Below are 17,484 nucleotides of genomic sequence, written 5' to 3'. Positions count from 1 at the left end.
TTTAAAGATTAGAAGGTGATAGACATGTTTTTAAACAAGAATAAAGATAAATCAAAAAGAATTACCCTTGGAATAATAGTGTTCATTCTTACTTATGGTTTATTAATAACATCAATAGCTCCTAAAAAATATAGTTTAGAGGAAGGAGATATTGCAAATGTAGACATAAAAGCTCCAAGAGATACAGTAGATGAAATAGCAACTAAAGAAAGAGAAAAAGAAATACTAGATAAAATAGGTAAGCAGTACACTTTAAATGGGGAAATAAAAATAAAAGCTGAAGAAAATATAACTAAGCTTTTTGATAAAGTAAGTAATGTTAATAGTACTGAGTCTGAGGAAAAAGAAAAAATATCTTCAATTAAGAAAGTTGAAGGATTTAATTTAAGTGATAATGAGTGTAAAACTTTATTAGGACTTACAAAAGAACAACTTTCATCAATTCACTGGTTTATAGTAGATACATTAAATTTAGCTTATACAGAGCCTGTAGAGGAAAATAATTTAGAACATATACAAAGAGCTAAAAATGTAGTAGATAATGAGCTTAACAAACAAACTTTTGATAGAAATTTAGAAGATGTAATTAAGGATATAATTTACTCTCAAATAAAGCCGAATTTTTTCTTTGATAAAGAAAAGACTGATGAAAAAATAAGAGAAGCACAAAAGAATGTACCAAAAGAAATAATAAAGAAAAATCAAACTATAGTCAAAGAGGGGGAACCTATAACAGCAAGGCAAATTGAACTTTTAAAAGAATTAGGATTATTAGACAAAGGTGGAGGAAAGAACTATTTATATACTTATTTAGTTTTGGCTATATTTGTTATAATTGTTTTAACTCTTCAATATGCTTATATAGCAAAGGAAAGAAAAGATTTATTTGAAGATACAAGAATGATTGTAATGATTTCTATAATAAATTTAGTTGTAATAGTTTTATCAAGAGGATTAACTATTATTTCACCTTTTCTAATTCCTTTAGCTTGTGGACCTATACTAATAACGGTTCTTTTAGATTATAAAATATCTTTAGTAACAAATTTTTTGAATTTAATATTAGTTTCTGTAGTTGTTGGATTTAAACCAGGAGTTATTATTCTAGGAATAATAAATATAATTATAGGTTCTACTGGACTTAAAAAAATTCAACAAAGAAATGATGTTTTATATTCAACAATATATATTGGAGTAGTTTCCGCTATAATAACTTTAGCAGCAGGTATGTTAATTTCAAATGATATATCTGGAATTGCTAAAGATACTGGATTTTCAGTTTTAGCAGCATTATTATCAGGTATATTGGCATTAGGTCTTTTACCATTTTTTGAATCAAGCTTTGATGTTGTTACAAATATAAAGTTATTAGAACTATCTAATCCAAATCAACCACTTATGAAAAAGTTGCTTATGGAGGCCCCTGGAACTTACCATCATAGCATGATGGTTGCAAACTTAGCTGAAGTTGCAGCGGAAGAAGTAGGAGGAAATCCTGTAGTAGCTAGAATAGGTGCATATTATCATGATATTGGGAAGACTAAAAGACCATATTTCTTTGGAGAAAATCAAATGGGCAGGGAAAATCCACATAATAAAATAAGTCCAAATTTAAGTACACTAATTATAATATCACACACAAAAGATGGTGTTGAACTTGCTAAAGAGAATAATATTCCAAAAGTTATTCGTGATATTATAGAACAACATCATGGAACGACTTTAGTTAAGTATTTTTATTATACAATGAAAAATTCTACGGATAATCCTGATGAAGTAAAAGAAGAGGACTTTAGATATCCAGGTCCTATACCTTCAAGTAAGGAGGCGGCTATAGTAATGTTAGCTGATGGAGTTGAAGCTGCAGTAAGATCTATTAATGAGCCTACTAAAGGGAAAATAGAAGAGATGGTAAATAATATAATAAAGGATAAATTATATTCAGACCAACTATCAAATTGTGATTTAACATTAAAGGATATAGAAACTATAAGAAAATGTTTTTTAAAAGTTCTTAATGGTATTTATCATAGAAGAATAGAATATCCTACAGAGAAAAAAGTGAAGAAATAAAATTATAAAGGGCAAATAAGCCCTTTATAATTTTAAAGTATAATTTTATAAGGAGGAAAAGGAATGTTATATACAGATAATAGACAAAATAAGTTAGAGGTAAATGAAGAATTTATAAATAGAATTTCAAAAGTATGTGATTTTGCATTAAATGAAGAAGGTGTAGATTTTGAATATCAAATTTCACTTTTATTTGTAGATAATGAAGAAATTAAAGAAATAAATAATGAAACAAGAAATATAGATAAAACTACAGATGTTTTATCATTTCCTATGTTAGATTATGAAAAAGGAAAAGTTTTTAAAGATATGTATATAGGATATGATTTTGATGAAACATATATGGATGGAGAAGAGTTAGTTTTAGGGGATATAGTTTTGTCATTAGAAAGAGCATTAGAGCAAAGTAAAGAATTTAATCATTCATATGAAAGAGAGGTTTGTTATCTAGTTATTCATTCAATTCTTCATTTGTTAGGTTATGATCATATGGAAGATGAAGAAAAAATTGTAATGAGAAAAAGAGAAGAAGAGATATTAAATAAACTGAATATAACAAGAGAATAATAAAGATAGAGGGTGATTACATGAAACTTAAAAAAGTAGTAGAGAGTTTTAACTATGCAATAAATGGTATTATAGATACAGTAAGAACCCAAAGAAATATGAAAATTCATTTAGTAGCAGCTTTATGCGTTTTATTAGCTTGTTTCTTTTTTGATATTTCAAAAATAGAGTTTTTATTATTAGCAATAACTATAACATTAGTTATTGCAGCAGAACTTATTAATACAGCTATAGAAGCAGCTATAGATATGTCTACTAACTATTATCATCCTTTGGCTAAGATTTCTAAAAACGCTGCTGCAGGTGGGGTTTTGGTAACTGCTATTAATGCTATGATAGTTGGATATATAGTTTTTGGAGATAAAATATCAGATTTTTCTTATACAGTAGTACATAAGGTTAAAAATTCAGAACCATATACTATTTTCATAGTATTAGTATTTGTTACTATAGCAACTGTAATTGTAAAAGCTATTTTTGGTGAAGGAACTCCTTTAAAAGGAGGAATGCCTAGTGGACACAGTGCATTAGCATTTTCTATAGCAACTGCTATATCATTAATAACAGAAGAACCAATATGTATACTTTTAAGTTATTTAATGGCTTTTATAACTGCACAAAGTAGAGTAGATTCTGAAGTTCATTCAATATTAGAAGTAATAGTTGGAGGGATTTTTGGAACATTACTTACATTATTAATATTTACTATATTTAGATTATAATGAAATTAAAAAAATTATGAAAAGATACGTAGAACTTCTAATTGATATTTGTAAATTAATGATTGGTAAGTTATAATAAAATATGCTAACTAATTATTAGGATGGAGGATTAAATATGAATTATAACGAACTTATACAAAAAGCTATAGAGGCACGTGAATTAGCATATTGTCCATATTCAAATTTTAAAGTAGGTGCAGCAGCATTATTTGAAAATGGAGAAATATATACTGGATGTAATATAGAAAATGCATCCTTTGGTGGAACAAATTGTGCTGAAAGAACAGCAATATTTAAAGGTGTATCAGAAGGAAATAAAAAATTAAAAGCATTAGCTTTAATAGGTGATATAAAGTCTTTTACTTATCCATGTGGAATTTGTAGACAGGTAATATCAGAATTTGTTGAAAGTGAAGATACACCAATAATAATTATAAAAAATAAAGAAGAATACATTGTTAAAACCTTCAAAGAAATAATGCCAGGTGCATTTACTCAGAAGGATTTAGAAAACTAGGAGGATTAATGTTTAAATCAGGATTTGTCACAATTGTTGGGAGACCCAATGTAGGAAAATCAACTCTTTTAAATCAAATAATGGGGGAGAAACTTTCTATAGTATCTAACAAACCACAAACTACAAGAAATAATATACAAACAATACTTACAGGGGATGACTACCAAATGGTGTTTGTTGATACACCAGGAATACATAAGCCTAAGCATAAATTAGGTGAGTATATGGTAAGCTCTGCAAAAGATTCAATAAAAGAAGTAGATTTAGTTTTATTTTTAATAAATCCAGAAGAGGAAATTGGAAGAGGAGATAAATTCATAATAGAAACATTAAAGAATCAAAAGGCACCAGTTTTTTTAGTTCTTAATAAGATAGATGAATTTACTCAAGATAGAGTTGCAAAAACTTTAGAGATGTATTCTAAAGAGTTTGACTTTAAAGAAATAATTCCTATTTCAGCTATTAAAGGGAAAAATGTAGATAAATTAGTGGAATTAATGATAGAAAAGATGCCAGAAGGACCTAAATATTACCCAGATGATATGATTACAGATGTTCAAGAAAGATTCGTTGTTGCGGAAATTGTTAGAGAAAAGGCTTTAAGATGCTTAAGGGATGAAATTCCCCATGGCATAGCTGTGGATATAATACAAATGAAGCAAAGTGAAAATGGAACATATCATATAGAGGTAGATATGATATGTGAAAAGGATTCTCATAAAGGTATCATTATAGGTAAAAATGGTCAATCACTTAAGAGAATAGGTGAAACAGCAAGGTATGAAATAGAAAGGTTCCTACATTCTAAAGTTAACCTTAAAATTTGGGTTAAAGTTAGAAAAGAGTGGAGAGATAACCAAAACCTATTAAAGGAACTTGGTTATAAGAAAATGAAATAGCCAAGGGGATGGTTTTTCTGTCACTATATAAGACAAATGCAGTAATTATTAAAACTACAGAATTTAAAGAAAACGATAAACTAGTATGGTTATATACTGAAAAATTTGGAAAGATAACAACTATAGCAAAAGGATCAAGAAAAAGTAAGAGTAAGTTTTTATCTCTTACTCTTCCTTTATGCTATGGAGAATATGTTGTTTTTAAAGGCAAGAGTCTTTATAACATGCAAGAAGGAAAAATAATAAACTCTTTCCAAGGATTATTAAATAATCTAGATAAATTAACATACTCATCTTATTTATGTGAGCTTATAGATATTTGTCTTCAAGAAGGAGATAATGATAATAGTTTATTTAGGGATTTCTTAACTTGCCTATATCTGTTAGATACAGATGCATTAGATTACGAATTATTAATAAGATCATTTGAATTAAAGCTTTTAAAGGCCACAGGATACGGCTTAGATTTAGATAAATGCTCAATTTGCAGAAAGAAAATAGGTATATCAAATTATATATCTCTTTTCCATTATGGGGGAGTTTGTGAAACTTGTAATAGGGAACATGGTCTTTATATATCAAGACCAGCATATAATGCTTTGAGATTTCTAAGTAATACTCCTATGGATAAGATATATAGGCTTAATGTTAATTCAGAAATAAAAAAGGATATAGGTAAAGTTACAACCTTTATTATTTCATCTAACTATTCTAAGAAACCTAAAAGTTTAGAAATGTTAAATTATATAAAGGAGTGATAGTGTGATGGGAATTACATTAGAAAAAGTAGATAAGGTGAAAGAAAGAACAGGAGCTACTTATGCAGAAGCTAAGTATGCTTTAGAAGTAAATAATGGAGATATTTTAGATGCTATAATATATTTAGAAGAAATAAAAGGAAATAATTCAGAAGTGTTAAAGACTTTACCTAATATTGAAAACAGTGAAAAAAGTTCTGAGACAGTAGATGAATTAAAGGTTTGGTTAAAAGATTTAATAAATAAAGGAAATATAACTCGTATAAGGATATATAAAGAGGAAAAAGAAATTATAGATGTTCCTGTAAATGCTGGCATAGCAGCTGGAGTTATAGCAGTAATAGTACCTCAAATTTTAGCATTTGGTTTAATAGCAGCTGTAGCTACGCAAATAAGAATTGAATTAACAATGTCTGATGGTACAGTTGAGGTTGTTAATAAATATGTTTCTAAAGCTGTAGATGATATTAAGGATGTGGCTACAGAAATGGCAAGTAAGGTGAAAAATAAAGTAAGTGGAGTAAAACATGATACTTTAAGGCAAAATAGAGAAAAAAATAAATTATATGATTCAGATGAAAAAGTATATAGTTATACTGTTAATTTTGATGATGAAGAGTAATTAAACGATAATCTAAGAAAACAGGCAATATAAAGCAATAAATTTAATAAATAAAGGATATTTAGGTAATTTGATTAATTTTTCAGAAAATTAAGTATAGTCAAAAAGTTATAAAATGTTATAATTAAATTGTAAATATCAAACTAATCTTAATTATCTGAATATTCCTTTACTAATTGAAAAGAGGGATAAAGGTGAAATTATCACAAAGACAAGAAGAAATAATTAAAATTGTAAAAGAAGGACAGCCTGTTACAAGTGAATCCCTAGCAGAAAAATTAGGAGTTACAAGGGCAGCTCTTAGGGCAGATTTAGCTATACTTACAATGATAGGGGTTTTAGATGCGAGACCTAAGGTAGGTTATGTTTATCAAGGTGAACCACATAATACTAGCATATTGGAGAATATTTCTAAAGTTGTAGCTGGTGAAATAATGTCAAAACCTGTAACAGTAAATGAAGAAACTACAGTATATGATGCAATCGTATTCTTGTTTTTGAATGATGTAGGAACATTATTTGTAGAAAATAATGGTATGTTATTAGGAGCTGTTTCGAGAAAAGATTTCTTGAAAATAGCTATAGGAGGAACTGATATTTATAAAGTTCCTATTGGTGTAATAATGACAAGAATGCCTAATATAGTTTGTGGTTATTCAGAAGATAGTGCATATAGTCTTGCTAAAAAGATTATAGAACATGAAATAGATAGTATTCCGATAGTAGAAAAGGTTGAAAGTCTTGACGGTGGAAAAAATCAGTTAAGGATAATAGGAAAAATATCTAAAACTAACATAACAAAACTTTTTGTAAAGTTAGGTGAAGGAAATTAAGAGTAGGATATTTTATGGGTAGCTACGAGGCAATAGCTTTGTTAGTATATATATTTCAATTTGATTAAAACGGAGGAGTATTGAGATGGAGAAAAAGAAGTACGTTTACCTTTTTAGTGAAGGAAATGGTTCAATGAGGAACCTTCTAGGAGGTAAAGGAGCAAATTTATCAGAAATGATTTTACTAGGGATTCCAGTACCACAAGGATTTACAGTTACAACAGAAGCGTGTAATAAGTACTACGAAGATGGAAAAATAATATCTGATGGTATTATTTCAGAAATTCATGAGAAAATTGGACAGTTAGAAGAAATCACAGGGAAAAAATTTGGTAGTTTAACAAATCCGTTATTAGTATCAGTAAGATCAGGGGCTAGAGTATCAATGCCTGGTATGATGGATACTGTATTGAATCTTGGGTTAAATGATGAGTCAGTTGAAGCTATGGCTAAACTTACTAACAATCCAAGGTTTGCCTATGATTCATATAGAAGATTCATTCAAATGTTTTCAGATGTTGTTATGGGTATAGAAAAGAGATTATTTGAAAATTTAATAGATGAATTAAAAGAAGAAAAAAGAGTAGAATTTGATACTGACTTAACAGCTGAAGACTTAAAAGTTTTAATTACGAAGTATAAAGAACTATATAAGAAAGAGCAAGGAGAAGATTTTCCACAAGATCCTAAACATCAATTAATAGAAGCTATTACAGCTGTATTTAGATCATGGGACAACCCAAGAGCTATAGTTTATAGAAGATTAAATGATATTCCAGGAGAATGGGGTACAGCGGTAAACGTACAAGAAATGGTATTTGGTAATAAGGGTGAAACTTCAGGAACAGGTGTTGTATTCTCAAGAGATCCAGCAAATGGTGATAATAGAATATATGGAGAATATCTAATGAATGCTCAAGGTGAAGATGTTGTTGCAGGAATTAGAACACCACTTCCTATTGCGAAATTAGAGGAGCAAAATCCAGAAATATATAAGCAGTTTGTAGATATAGTTAATACATTAGAACATCATTATAAAGATATGCAAGATATGGAAATAACTATTGAAGAAGGAAAGTTATACTTCTTACAAACTAGAAATGGTAAGAGAACAGCTCAAGCTGCATTAAAGATTGCAGTTGATTTAGTTGAAGATGGAATGTTGACTAAAGAAGAGGCGATACTAAAAGTTGAACCAAATCAATTAGACACATTACTTCATCCAGCATTCCACACAGACGAATTAAAGAAAGCATCTCCAATAGCAACTGGACTTCCAGCATCTCCAGGAGCTGCATGTGGTAAAATTGCATTTACAGCTGAGGAAGCTAAGGAAAGAAAAGAAAAGGGTGAAAAGATTGTTTTAGTAAGACTTGAAACTTCACCAGAAGATATAGAAGGTATGATTGCTGCAGAAGGTATTTTAACAGTAAGAGGAGGAATGACTTCTCACGCAGCAGTTGTTGCTAGAGGAATGGGAACTTGTTGTGTTGCAGGTTGTGGTGCTCTTAAAATAAATGAAGATGAAAAGACTTTAGAAGTTAATGGAAAGATTTATGGAGCTAATGATTTCATATCAATAGATGGAACAACTGGTAATATTTATGGAGAAGCTGTTAAAACAGTTACACCAGAAATTTCAGGGAACTTTGCTAAATTCATGGGATGGGCTGATGAAATTAGAAAACTGAAAGTTAGAACTAATGCCGATACTCCAAGAGATACAAAGCAAGCTGTTGAATTTGGAGCAGAAGGTATAGGTTTATGTAGAACTGAGCATATGTTCTTTGCAGAAGATAGAATAATGGCAGTTAGAGAAATGATTGTTGCTAAAAATGAAGAGCAAAGAAGAAAAGCTTTAGAAAAGTTACTTCCAATGCAAAGAGAAGATTTTATAGGTATATATGAAGCATTACAAGGAATGCCAGCTACTATAAGATTTTTAGATCCTCCACTACATGAATTCTTACCTCATAGTGAAGAGGATATAGCATCATTAGCAAAGGAAATGGGATTAACATTTGAAGAACTTAAAGCTACTGTAGAAAGCTTACATGAATTCAATCCAATGATGGGACATAGAGGATGCAGATTAGCAGTATCTTATCCTGAAATAGCTGAAATGCAAACTAGAGCTGTAATTGAAGCAGCTATAGAGGTAAAAGAAAAGAATGGATATGATGTTGTACCAGAAATTATGATTCCATTAGTTGGAGAAATAAAAGAATTAAAATATGTTAAAGATATAGTTGTTAGAACAGCAGATGCTGTAATGAAGGAACATGAAGTTAAATTAGATTATAAAGTTGGTACAATGATAGAAATTCCAAGAGCTGCTTTAACAGCAGATGCAATTGCAAAGGAAGCAGAATTCTTCTCATTTGGTACAAATGATTTAACTCAAATGACATTCGGTTTCTCAAGAGATGATGCAGCTAAATTCTTAGCTGATTATTATGAAAAGAAAATCTATGAACAAGATCCATTTGCTAAGTTAGACCAAACAGGAGTTGGTCAATTGGTTAAAATAGCAGTAGAAAAAGGTAAATCAGTAAGACCAGATATTAAACTTGGAATTTGTGGAGAACATGGAGGAGATCCATCATCAGTTGAGTTCTGTCATAATATAGGATTAGATTATGTTTCATGCTCACCATTTAGAGTGCCACTTGCAAGACTTGCAGCAGCACAAGCGCAAGTTAAAAATAATAGATAAATATAAGGAGACCTGATAAGGTCTCCTTTTTGTTTGTAATTAAAAATCAATATTATATTTATCTTGAAAAATTTTTATCATTTCATAAACAAATTCTAACTGATAGCTTGTTCTTAGTACTCCCTTCTCTAATAAACGAACAAAAGATGCTTTATTGCATTTTTTTATATTTTTATAATAGTCTCTAGATAATTTCCAATATTTTTGAGGAAAAGTAATATAAGCTAAAATATATTTCAAATCAGATTTTGTTAGGTTGTTAGAAAGCATATAATTATTTATTACCATAATAGCTAATTCTGCATTCCAATTTGTATTTTCTCTTTTTAATAAACGTCTTAAAAAATAAGCTAAATCATGAGCACAGTAATCTAATTTACATTTATCAAAATCTATTATAGAAACATTATCATTATTAATTATAATATTTTTATTTACATAATCTCCATGACAAAGAGAGATTGAAAGATCCTGTAAATCTATAGAAGAGGAAATTTCAACAGAAAGTTTAGCTAATCTAAGATTTTCATCTAAATTATCAAGAAATATATTAGAAAATTTATCTTTATGTTTATGTGCGTTATTTACTGCATTTAATAGTTGATTAAAGTGTTTATAAGTAGAAAGATGATAATTCTCTAAACCTTTTCTTAAACAACTCCCTTCTATTGGAGTAAAGTTTATAGAAACTTTATGTAATGCACCTAATGTTTTAGCTGAAATATTTAAGTGATCTATATTATCAAAATTGCATTTTTCACCTTCTAACCAAGGGGTCAGAATAAAAAGCATATCAGAGTACAAAACATATCTATGATTAGTTATTGTAGGTAGTAGCTTTGGTACAGATATAGAATTTCTATAAAGCCATTCCATTGCAGAGTAAACATATAAGAGATTATTTTCATCGTAATAGACTTTTTTTAAACAATAAGTTTTTGTTTTATAATCTACTTTATAAACTGCTCTTTGTTTTTCTGTATCTTTAAACTTAACCATTGTAACATCGGCTTGTTCAAGTTCATAGTTTGATAAGATAAATGACTTTATTTTATCGAGAGATAGTAATTCTTCTCTGGAATTCTTATTATATTTAATATTTTCCATTTTAATCTCCTTATAAAATTATTCATTATTATGATATTAGTAAAATAAAGTAAATATACTAGAATATTATTAATAATATAATTTATAATGAAATATTAAAATAAAGGGATTTTAAGAAAAAAATAGAATATCTTATAAAGAGGTGAGGTATATGAACATAAGGGAAAAAATAGAGAAGTTTGAGAGATTGACATTAATAAAAGAAGCTATGTTAAGTGGACAAAGTTTAGGTAGGGAAAAAATAGAAGAGAGAGATCCAATAAGAACTTGCTTTATGGTTGATAGAGATAGAATAATTCATAGTAAATCTTTTAGAAGATTAAAACATAAAACCCAAGTTTATATAAAAACCTTTGGAGATCATTACAGGAATAGATTAACTCATACACTAGAAGTCTCACAGATAGCTAGGACAATAGGTGTTGGAATAGGGCTTAATGAAAATTTAATAGAGGCAATAGCCCTTGGCCATGATTTAGGACATGTGGCTTTTGCACATAATGGAGAAGAAGTGTTAAATGAATTTCTTAAAGAAGGATTTAGACACAATGAGCAAAGTGTAAGAGTAGTAAAGAAATTAGAAAGGGATGGAAGAGGATTAAACTTAACTGAAGAAGTTTTAGATGGAATTTTAAATCATAGTGGATTAGGAATAGTTAAAAATAAGGCGAAAACTTTAGAAGGAAGAGTAGTAAAGATAAGTGATAAAATTGCCTATTTGAATCATGACATAGATGATTCTATAAGAGCGGGATTATTAGAAGATAAAGATATACCTAAAAATATAAGAAGTATTTTAGGAACAACACATTCTGAGAGAATTGATACATTAGTTTTAGACATGATAAAAAATACAAATAAGAATCTAAATGAAGGAATTGTTGATGTAGCTTTAAGTAAAGAGGTATGGGAAGCTATGAATGAGCTTAGAAGATATATGTTTAAGAATATATATTTAGGAGATATATTAAAGCAAGAGAGAGAGAAAGCTAAGTTTATATTAAGTCAATTAATAGAACATTATTGCAAATATCCTGAGAAGCTACCAGATACGTATAAGAAAATTTTAGTAGAAGATGGATTAGATAGAGCTGTAGCGGATTATATTGCTGGAATGAGTGATGATTATTGTCTAATATGTTTCAATTCTATTTTTGTACCTAAATTTGTTATTTATTAGTAATTTGAAGAATAATAAAAGTTTTTTTGGGAAAAATATTTTCATGACGAAAAAAAGGAATTTTGGAATTGAAAAAGAATATAAATAAATGTGCACTCTTAAAATATTATGTTAAATTATATTTTAAGAAGGAAATATATAAAAAATGTCGAATAATTAAAAGGTTGATGAAAAAAATTAGTAAGGAGGTGGATCTCCTTGCAGATTTCTGAAGAAATTTTGGAAAAGATAAAAGAGCAAAATGATATAGTAGATGTTATATCAGAGTCTGTAAGACTTAAACGGTCAGGTAGAAATTTTTCTGGTTTATGTCCATTTCATAATGAAAAAACACCTTCTTTCTCAGTATCTCAAGATAAGCAAATATATAAATGTTTTGGATGCGGAGAGGTTGGTAATGTTATTACTTTTGTCATGAAAACCAAAAATCTACCATTTGTAGATGCCGTAAAATATTTAGGTGAAAGAGTCAATATAACAATAGAGGATGAAAAAAAAGGAAAAAGTCCTATAACTAAGAAAAAAGAATTGCTTTATAATCTTAATGTAGAAGCTGCAAGATTCTTTTTTAGAAATTTAGTTAATGATAATGAGGCTAAAGAGTATTTTCTAAATCGTGGAATTAAAGAAGAGACCATAAAAAGGTTTGGACTTGGGTTTGCTAAAGATAGCTGGAATAGTTTGCTTTTGTACTTAAAAAAAAGAGGATTTAAAGAAGAACTATTATTAGAAGCAGGTTTAGTATCTATATCTCAAAAAAGTGGAAATAAGTATGATAGATTTAGAAATAGAGTTATTTTTCCTGTATTTGATTATAGGGGGAAGGTAATAGGATTTGGCGGAAGGGTTTTAGATGATTCTAAGCCTAAATATTTGAATTCACCAGAAACTTTAGTTTTCCAAAAGGGAACAAATTTATATGGTTTAAATTTTGCTATTAAAAATAACTTGAGAGAACGATATTTTATAATAGTAGAAGGCTATATGGATTTGATAACGCTGCATCAATATGGAATTACAAATGTTGTAGCTTCTCTTGGTACTGCTTTAACTGTAAATCAAGCCCGACTTCTAAAAAGATATGCAGATAAAGTTATAATTTCTTATGATGCCGATGTAGCAGGGCAAACAGCTACAGTAAGAGGATTAGAAATATTAAGGGATGCAGGATTCGAAGTTAGGGTTTTAAATATTCCACAAGGAAAAGATCCAGATGAATTTGTAAGAAGTAACGGAAAAGAGGCATTTAAAAATTTAATAAACAATGCACAACCTTTAATTGATTATAGATTAAAGAGAGCAGAAGAAGGAATTAATTTTAAAGAAAGTGATTCTCTTGCTAAGTATGGAAAAAGAGTTACTGATATTTTAGCTAAATTAAATCCTGTAGAAAAAGATGTGTATGTAAAGAGAATTTCAGAGAATACTGGTATAAGAGAACAGGCTTTATACGATTTATTGTCAAGTGAAATGATAAAAAACATAAATGATGAAAAATTTATGAATAATAAGGAATATAATGGAACAAAATTATATGTAGAGCCTGGATTTTTAAAGGCAGAAAGATCTTTAATGAAATTAATGCTTGAGGATGATTATTTTGAATACATTATTAATATTTTAAAGGAAGAGGATTTAATATTAAATGAACATAAAGAAATATTCTCCATAATTAAAGAAGGTAAAGTGGGAAGAATAAATAATATAAATAGTTTTCTAGAATCAAAATGTAATAATATTAAAACTTTGGAGGAATTAGTTAAAATAAAAGAGCATAATGTTTTCAAGGTGAATGATACCCAAAAATTAATTAAGGATTTTGTAAGGCAAGTAGAGAATTATAAATTGAACCTAAGATTAGAAGAGTTAAAGAAACAACAAAAATTATTGGAATCAGAAGGTAAGATTGAAGAATCTATTCATATCGCTATTGAGTTAACTAAAATAGCAGAATTGTTGAAAAGAGGTGTGAGAGAATAGGTGGTCATAGCGAAAGGAGGTAATTTAATGGTAGATCAAAAAACTAAAGCTAAACAAGGTAAAAAGAATAATGAGGATAAGAATAGCAAAATGGCAGTAGTTAAAAACCTACTGGATAAGGGTAAAAAAACTGGTACATTAACATATAAACAAATAATGGATGAAATTGAACATATAGAATTAGGACCAGAGCAAATAGAAAAAATATATGAAGTTCTAGAGTCAATGGGAATAGAAGTATTAGGTGAAATAAATTCTGTGGAAGAGGTAGAGGAAGAGGAAATAGATCTTTCTGTTCCAGAAGGAATAGCCATAGATGATCCTGTTAGAATGTACTTAAAAGAAATAGGAAAGGTTCCACTTCTTTCATCAGAAGATGAAATTGAGTTAGCATTAAGAATAGAAGAAGGAGATCAATATGCTAAGAAGAAATTAGCTGAAGCTAATTTAAGATTAGTTGTTAGTATAGCTAAAAGATATGTTGGTAGAGGTATGCTCTTTCTTGATTTAATACAAGAAGGAAATCTTGGGCTTATAAAAGCAGTAGAAAAGTTTGATTACAGAAAAGGATTTAAATTTTCAACATACGCAACATGGTGGATTAGGCAAGCAATTACTAGAGCTATAGCAGATCAGGCTAGAACTATAAGAATACCAGTTCATATGGTTGAAACTATAAATAAACTTATAAGAGTACAAAGACAATTACTTCAAGAATTAGGAAGAGATCCATTCCCAGAGGAAATATCAAAGGTTATGGACTTACCTGTAGATAAGGTTAGAGAAATTCAAAAAATTGCTCAAGAACCAGTATCATTAGAGACTCCAATAGGTGAAGAAGAAGATTCACACTTAGGTGATTTTATACCAGATGATGATGCACCAGCTCCAGCAGAAGCAGCAGCATTTACAATGTTAAAGGAACAATTAATAAATGTTTTAGATACATTAACTCCTAGAGAAGAAAAAGTTTTAAGATTAAGATTTGGATTAGATGATGGAAGAGCTAGAACTCTAGAAGAGGTAGGTAAAGAATTTAATGTAACTAGAGAAAGAATTAGACAAATAGAGGCGAAGGCTCTTAGAAAGCTAAGACATCCATCAAGAAGTAAAAAATTAAAGGATTATTTAGATTAGCACCTAGTGGTGCTAATTTTACTTTAAGTAAGGAGTAGAATTATATGGAATTAAGCAAAAGATTAAATTTTATTGTAGAAAAAGTAGAGAAAGTTATAGCGTTAGCAGATGTGGGAACAGATCATGGATATATACCTTTGTATGCATTAAAAAATAATATTTGTAGTGAAGCTATAGCATCAGATATAAATAAGGAACCTTTAGATAAAGCTCGACTTAATGCTATCTTAGAAGGGGTAGGAGATGAATTAGAGTTTAGATTAGGAAATGGCTTAAGTGTTTTGAAAGAAAATGAAGTTCAAGCTGTAATTATAGCAGGTATGGGGGGGAATTTAATAAGAGATATATTAGAAGCAGACACTAATATTGTAAATGAATTAGAATATTTAATATTACAGCCAGCTCAAAATCCAGAAGTTTTAAGAGAGTATTTATATACTAATGATTATGAAATTATAGATGAAGATTTATGTTTAGATGATGGAAAATACTATGAATTATTTAAAGTAAGAAGAAAAATAGGTGAAAATACTGTATTAGATAGTATATATTATGAAATAAGTCCAAAGCTATTAATGGAAAAACATCCTTTGATGAAGGAATACATAAATTCAAAATTAGATAAGTATAATAAAATATTGAGCCTTATAACAGATGAAACAGAGTCAGCTACCTTAAGAAAAGAAGAGTTATTGGAGAAAATTTCAATATTATCAAATATAGTTAATTTTTTATAAAGGTGATGTAAAATGAAAAAAGTCAAAGACATTATGGATGAAATGGAAAAGTTAGCACCTACATATTTAAAAGAGGATTTTGACAATGTAGGATTAATGGTTGGAGATAAGAATCAAAAAGTAGAAAAAGTATTAATAGCATTAGATTGTACTTTAGATGTTATAGAAGAAGCTAAGGGTTTAAATGTTGATATGATACTTACTCATCATCCACTTATCTTTAAAAAGCCTAATAGTATCACTACAGAAACATTATTAGGAAAGAAAATAATAGAACTTATAAAAAATAATATAAGCTTATACTCTAGTCATACTAATTTAGATTCTGCTAAGGAAGGTTTAAATAAAACAATTGTTGAAATGTTAGGATTTTCTTCAGAAGAATTAATAGAAGTAAATAAGAAAGATTCTAGTGCTGGACTTGGAAGAATGGTAAGATTAGATAAAGAAATAGAATTAGAGACCTTGGTAGAAATAATAAAAAGAAAATTAAATATAAAGAACTTAAGAGTTTCTATGGGAAAAGAAATGTTTAAGAATATAGCCATAATTAATGGAAGTGGTCAAGACTTTATAGGAAAAGCTGTAGCAAGAGGTGCCCATTGTATTATTACAGGGGATACAACATATCATTATGCTTCTGATTATAAAGAAATGGGAATATCTATTTTAGATATTGGTCATTTTTCATCAGAATGGCTAGTTTTCTTAAAAGCTATAGAAAAAGTTTTAGTTAAGTTCCCAGAAGTTGAATTTATAAAATCAGCTTTAGTAAAAGATCCTTATACTTTTGTATAAGGATTTATTTATATATTAAATTAGTATCAAATTTGAATATATAACATATGTATAAATAATAGTAATTATGGGAGTTTGCTGTATGGGGAATAATAAATATTATCATAAAAAGAAAGGTAATGATTGGGGGAAGTTTTTTCAAAAAACAATTAGGGATTTTAGTGATAATGTTTCTAAAAATATAGGTAATGCCTTTAATTGTAGAAATTGTTGTATTCAGGCAAGACTTTGTATATTTGGCCTTATTATTTTGACACTTTTATTTTCAGGAATTGGATTTTATTCATGGCTAATACTTGCTATGTTACTTATAATTTTACAGTTTGTTTAAAAATAAAAAAAACTTGTGTTAATTTAAATTATGTGATATCATAAATAATGCGAGTAAGACATGCAATCGCTGCTAGACTTAGATCTAGGAGAGGAAAGTCGGAGCTCCACAGGGCAGGGTGCTGGATAACGTCCAGTCAAGGCGACTTGAAGGAAAGTGCAACAGAGATATACCGCCTAAGTTTTTACTTAGGTAAGGGTGGAAAGGTGAGGTAAGAGCTCACCAGCATGATGGTGACATCATGGCTATGTAAACCCCACTTGGAGCAAGACCGAGAGTGAGGCTTATGGGGCTGCCCGTCCCGCCTCCGGGTGTGTCGCTTGAGCTTGCTGGCAACAGTAAGCCTAGATAGATGATTGCTTAATACAGAACTCCGCTTAAGGCTTATCTCGCATAGAAAGCATATGACACTACACTTTTGTGTGGTGTTTTTTATTTTTAAATAAAATATTTTAGTAAATATTTACTAAAATATTGACGGGATGTTTTTTAGGTTGTATTATATAA

16 protein-coding genes and 1 other RNA gene are annotated in these 17,484 nt (G+C 28.9%); 16 read left to right on the top strand and 1 reads right to left on the bottom strand.

Features of this window, described 5'->3' with window-relative positions; translation table 11 throughout:
* Positions 1-24: 24 nt before the first annotated feature.
* The 9 genes from CP523_RS02215 to ppdK all read left to right on the top strand — a co-directional run bounded on the left by CP523_RS02215 (position 25) and on the right by ppdK (position 9,707).
* The gene (locus CP523_RS02215; RefSeq protein WP_066674037.1) at positions 25-2,073 is read left to right on the top strand and encodes an HD family phosphohydrolase; all 2,049 of its coding nucleotides are present in this window, start codon (positions 25-27) and stop codon (positions 2,071-2,073) included.
* Positions 2,074-2,136: 63 nt separating this feature from the next.
* Positions 2,137-2,640 (top strand): rRNA maturation RNase YbeY, encoded by a 504-nt coding sequence (gene ybeY, locus CP523_RS02210; protein WP_066674038.1) that lies wholly within the window; start codon positions 2,137-2,139, stop codon positions 2,638-2,640.
* Between the two features lie 20 nt (positions 2,641-2,660).
* Positions 2,661-3,362 carry a diacylglycerol kinase gene (locus CP523_RS02205; protein ID WP_066674040.1) on the top strand — a complete coding sequence of 234 codons (702 nt, stop codon included), beginning with the start codon at positions 2,661-2,663 and terminating at the stop codon, positions 3,360-3,362.
* A gap of 115 nt (positions 3,363-3,477) precedes the next feature.
* Complete coding sequence (locus CP523_RS02200) at positions 3,478-3,879, top strand: cytidine deaminase (RefSeq protein ID WP_066674042.1); 402 nt, start codon at positions 3,478-3,480, stop codon at positions 3,877-3,879.
* 8 nt (positions 3,880-3,887) lie between these two features.
* Entirely contained in the window at positions 3,888-4,778 is an 891-nt protein-coding gene (gene era, locus CP523_RS02195; RefSeq protein WP_066674044.1) for a GTPase Era, read from the top strand.
* A gap of 8 nt (positions 4,779-4,786) precedes the next feature.
* Positions 4,787-5,536, top strand: a complete 750-nt coding sequence (gene recO / locus CP523_RS02190; RefSeq protein WP_066674047.1) for a DNA repair protein RecO — start codon at positions 4,787-4,789, stop codon at positions 5,534-5,536.
* A gap of 7 nt (positions 5,537-5,543) precedes the next feature.
* Positions 5,544-6,158 (top strand): DUF4342 domain-containing protein, encoded by a 615-nt coding sequence (locus CP523_RS02185; RefSeq protein WP_066674049.1) that lies wholly within the window; start codon positions 5,544-5,546, stop codon positions 6,156-6,158.
* Positions 6,159-6,352: 194 nt separating this feature from the next.
* On the top strand, positions 6,353-6,991 hold the full coding sequence (gene ccpN / locus CP523_RS02180) for a transcriptional regulator CcpN (protein WP_066674052.1): 639 nt from the start codon (positions 6,353-6,355) through the stop codon (positions 6,989-6,991).
* A gap of 85 nt (positions 6,992-7,076) precedes the next feature.
* A complete protein-coding gene (gene ppdK, locus CP523_RS02175; RefSeq protein ID WP_066674053.1) occupies positions 7,077-9,707 on the top strand; it encodes a pyruvate, phosphate dikinase in 2,631 nt (876 codons plus the stop codon).
* A gap of 39 nt (positions 9,708-9,746) precedes the next feature.
* On the opposite strand, the gene CP523_RS02170 is transcribed toward ppdK, so the two are convergent.
* Positions 9,747-10,814, bottom strand: coding sequence for a CotS family spore coat protein (locus CP523_RS02170; protein ID WP_066674055.1), 1,068 nt, complete (start codon positions 10,812-10,814; stop codon positions 9,747-9,749).
* 151 nt (positions 10,815-10,965) lie between these two features.
* Here CP523_RS02170 and CP523_RS02165 point away from each other — a divergent pair, with 151 nt between their 5' ends.
* From CP523_RS02165 to rnpB, 7 genes are all read left to right on the top strand, one after another.
* Positions 10,966-11,994, top strand: a complete 1,029-nt coding sequence (locus CP523_RS02165) for a deoxyguanosinetriphosphate triphosphohydrolase (RefSeq protein WP_066674057.1) — start codon at positions 10,966-10,968, stop codon at positions 11,992-11,994.
* Between the two features lie 198 nt (positions 11,995-12,192).
* Positions 12,193-13,974 (top strand): DNA primase, encoded by a 1,782-nt coding sequence (gene dnaG, locus CP523_RS02160; RefSeq protein WP_066674059.1) that lies wholly within the window; start codon positions 12,193-12,195, stop codon positions 13,972-13,974.
* Positions 13,975-14,001: 27 nt separating this feature from the next.
* Positions 14,002-15,111 carry an RNA polymerase sigma factor RpoD gene (rpoD, locus tag CP523_RS02155; protein WP_066674060.1) on the top strand — a complete coding sequence of 370 codons (1,110 nt, stop codon included), beginning with the start codon at positions 14,002-14,004 and terminating at the stop codon, positions 15,109-15,111.
* 44 nt (positions 15,112-15,155) lie between these two features.
* The gene (locus CP523_RS02150) at positions 15,156-15,848 is read left to right on the top strand and encodes a tRNA (adenine(22)-N(1))-methyltransferase (protein ID WP_066674063.1); all 693 of its coding nucleotides are present in this window, start codon (positions 15,156-15,158) and stop codon (positions 15,846-15,848) included.
* Between the two features lie 12 nt (positions 15,849-15,860).
* Positions 15,861-16,646 (top strand): Nif3-like dinuclear metal center hexameric protein, encoded by a 786-nt coding sequence (locus tag CP523_RS02145; RefSeq protein ID WP_066674065.1) that lies wholly within the window; start codon positions 15,861-15,863, stop codon positions 16,644-16,646.
* Between the two features lie 82 nt (positions 16,647-16,728).
* Positions 16,729-16,977 carry a hypothetical protein gene (locus tag CP523_RS02140; RefSeq protein WP_066674067.1) on the top strand — a complete coding sequence of 83 codons (249 nt, stop codon included), beginning with the start codon at positions 16,729-16,731 and terminating at the stop codon, positions 16,975-16,977.
* 50 nt (positions 16,978-17,027) lie between these two features.
* An RNA gene (gene rnpB, locus CP523_RS02135) (RNase P RNA component class A) lies at positions 17,028-17,373 on the top strand.
* The last annotated feature ends 111 nt before the right edge of the window (positions 17,374-17,484 follow it).

Source organism: Clostridium septicum, from assembly GCF_003606265.1.
Taxonomy (GTDB): domain Bacteria; phylum Bacillota; class Clostridia; order Clostridiales; family Clostridiaceae; genus Clostridium; species Clostridium septicum.
Note: the sequence above shows the minus strand (reverse complement) of the source record. Positions and strands in the feature narration are given on the sequence as shown.

What these genes read in the sequence shown, in the direction of transcription:
- ppdK (WP_066674053.1), top strand. Translation starts at nt 7,077, where the DNA reads ATGGAGAAAAAGAAGTACGTTTACCTTTTTAGTGAAGGAAATGGTTCA.
- CP523_RS02185 (WP_066674049.1), top strand. Translation starts at nt 5,544, where the DNA reads ATGGGAATTACATTAGAAAAAGTAGATAAGGTGAAAGAAAGAACAGGA.
- CP523_RS02145 (WP_066674065.1), top strand. Translation starts at nt 15,861, where the DNA reads ATGAAAAAAGTCAAAGACATTATGGATGAAATGGAAAAGTTAGCACCT.
- CP523_RS02165 (WP_066674057.1), top strand. Translation starts at nt 10,966, where the DNA reads ATGAACATAAGGGAAAAAATAGAGAAGTTTGAGAGATTGACATTAATA.
- era (WP_066674044.1), top strand. Translation starts at nt 3,888, where the DNA reads ATGTTTAAATCAGGATTTGTCACAATTGTTGGGAGACCCAATGTAGGA.
- CP523_RS02200 (WP_066674042.1), top strand. Translation starts at nt 3,478, where the DNA reads ATGAATTATAACGAACTTATACAAAAAGCTATAGAGGCACGTGAATTA.
- CP523_RS02150 (WP_066674063.1), top strand. Translation starts at nt 15,156, where the DNA reads ATGGAATTAAGCAAAAGATTAAATTTTATTGTAGAAAAAGTAGAGAAA.
- rpoD (WP_066674060.1), top strand. Translation starts at nt 14,002, where the DNA reads ATGGTAGATCAAAAAACTAAAGCTAAACAAGGTAAAAAGAATAATGAG.
- CP523_RS02215 (WP_066674037.1), top strand. Translation starts at nt 25, where the DNA reads ATGTTTTTAAACAAGAATAAAGATAAATCAAAAAGAATTACCCTTGGA.
- CP523_RS02170 (WP_066674055.1), bottom strand. Translation starts at nt 10,814, where the DNA reads ATGGAAAATATTAAATATAATAAGAATTCCAGAGAAGAATTACTATCT.
- ybeY (WP_066674038.1), top strand. Translation starts at nt 2,137, where the DNA reads ATGTTATATACAGATAATAGACAAAATAAGTTAGAGGTAAATGAAGAA.
- CP523_RS02140 (WP_066674067.1), top strand. Translation starts at nt 16,729, where the DNA reads ATGGGGAATAATAAATATTATCATAAAAAGAAAGGTAATGATTGGGGG.
- recO (WP_066674047.1), top strand. Translation starts at nt 4,787, where the DNA reads ATGGTTTTTCTGTCACTATATAAGACAAATGCAGTAATTATTAAAACT.
- CP523_RS02205 (WP_066674040.1), top strand. Translation starts at nt 2,661, where the DNA reads ATGAAACTTAAAAAAGTAGTAGAGAGTTTTAACTATGCAATAAATGGT.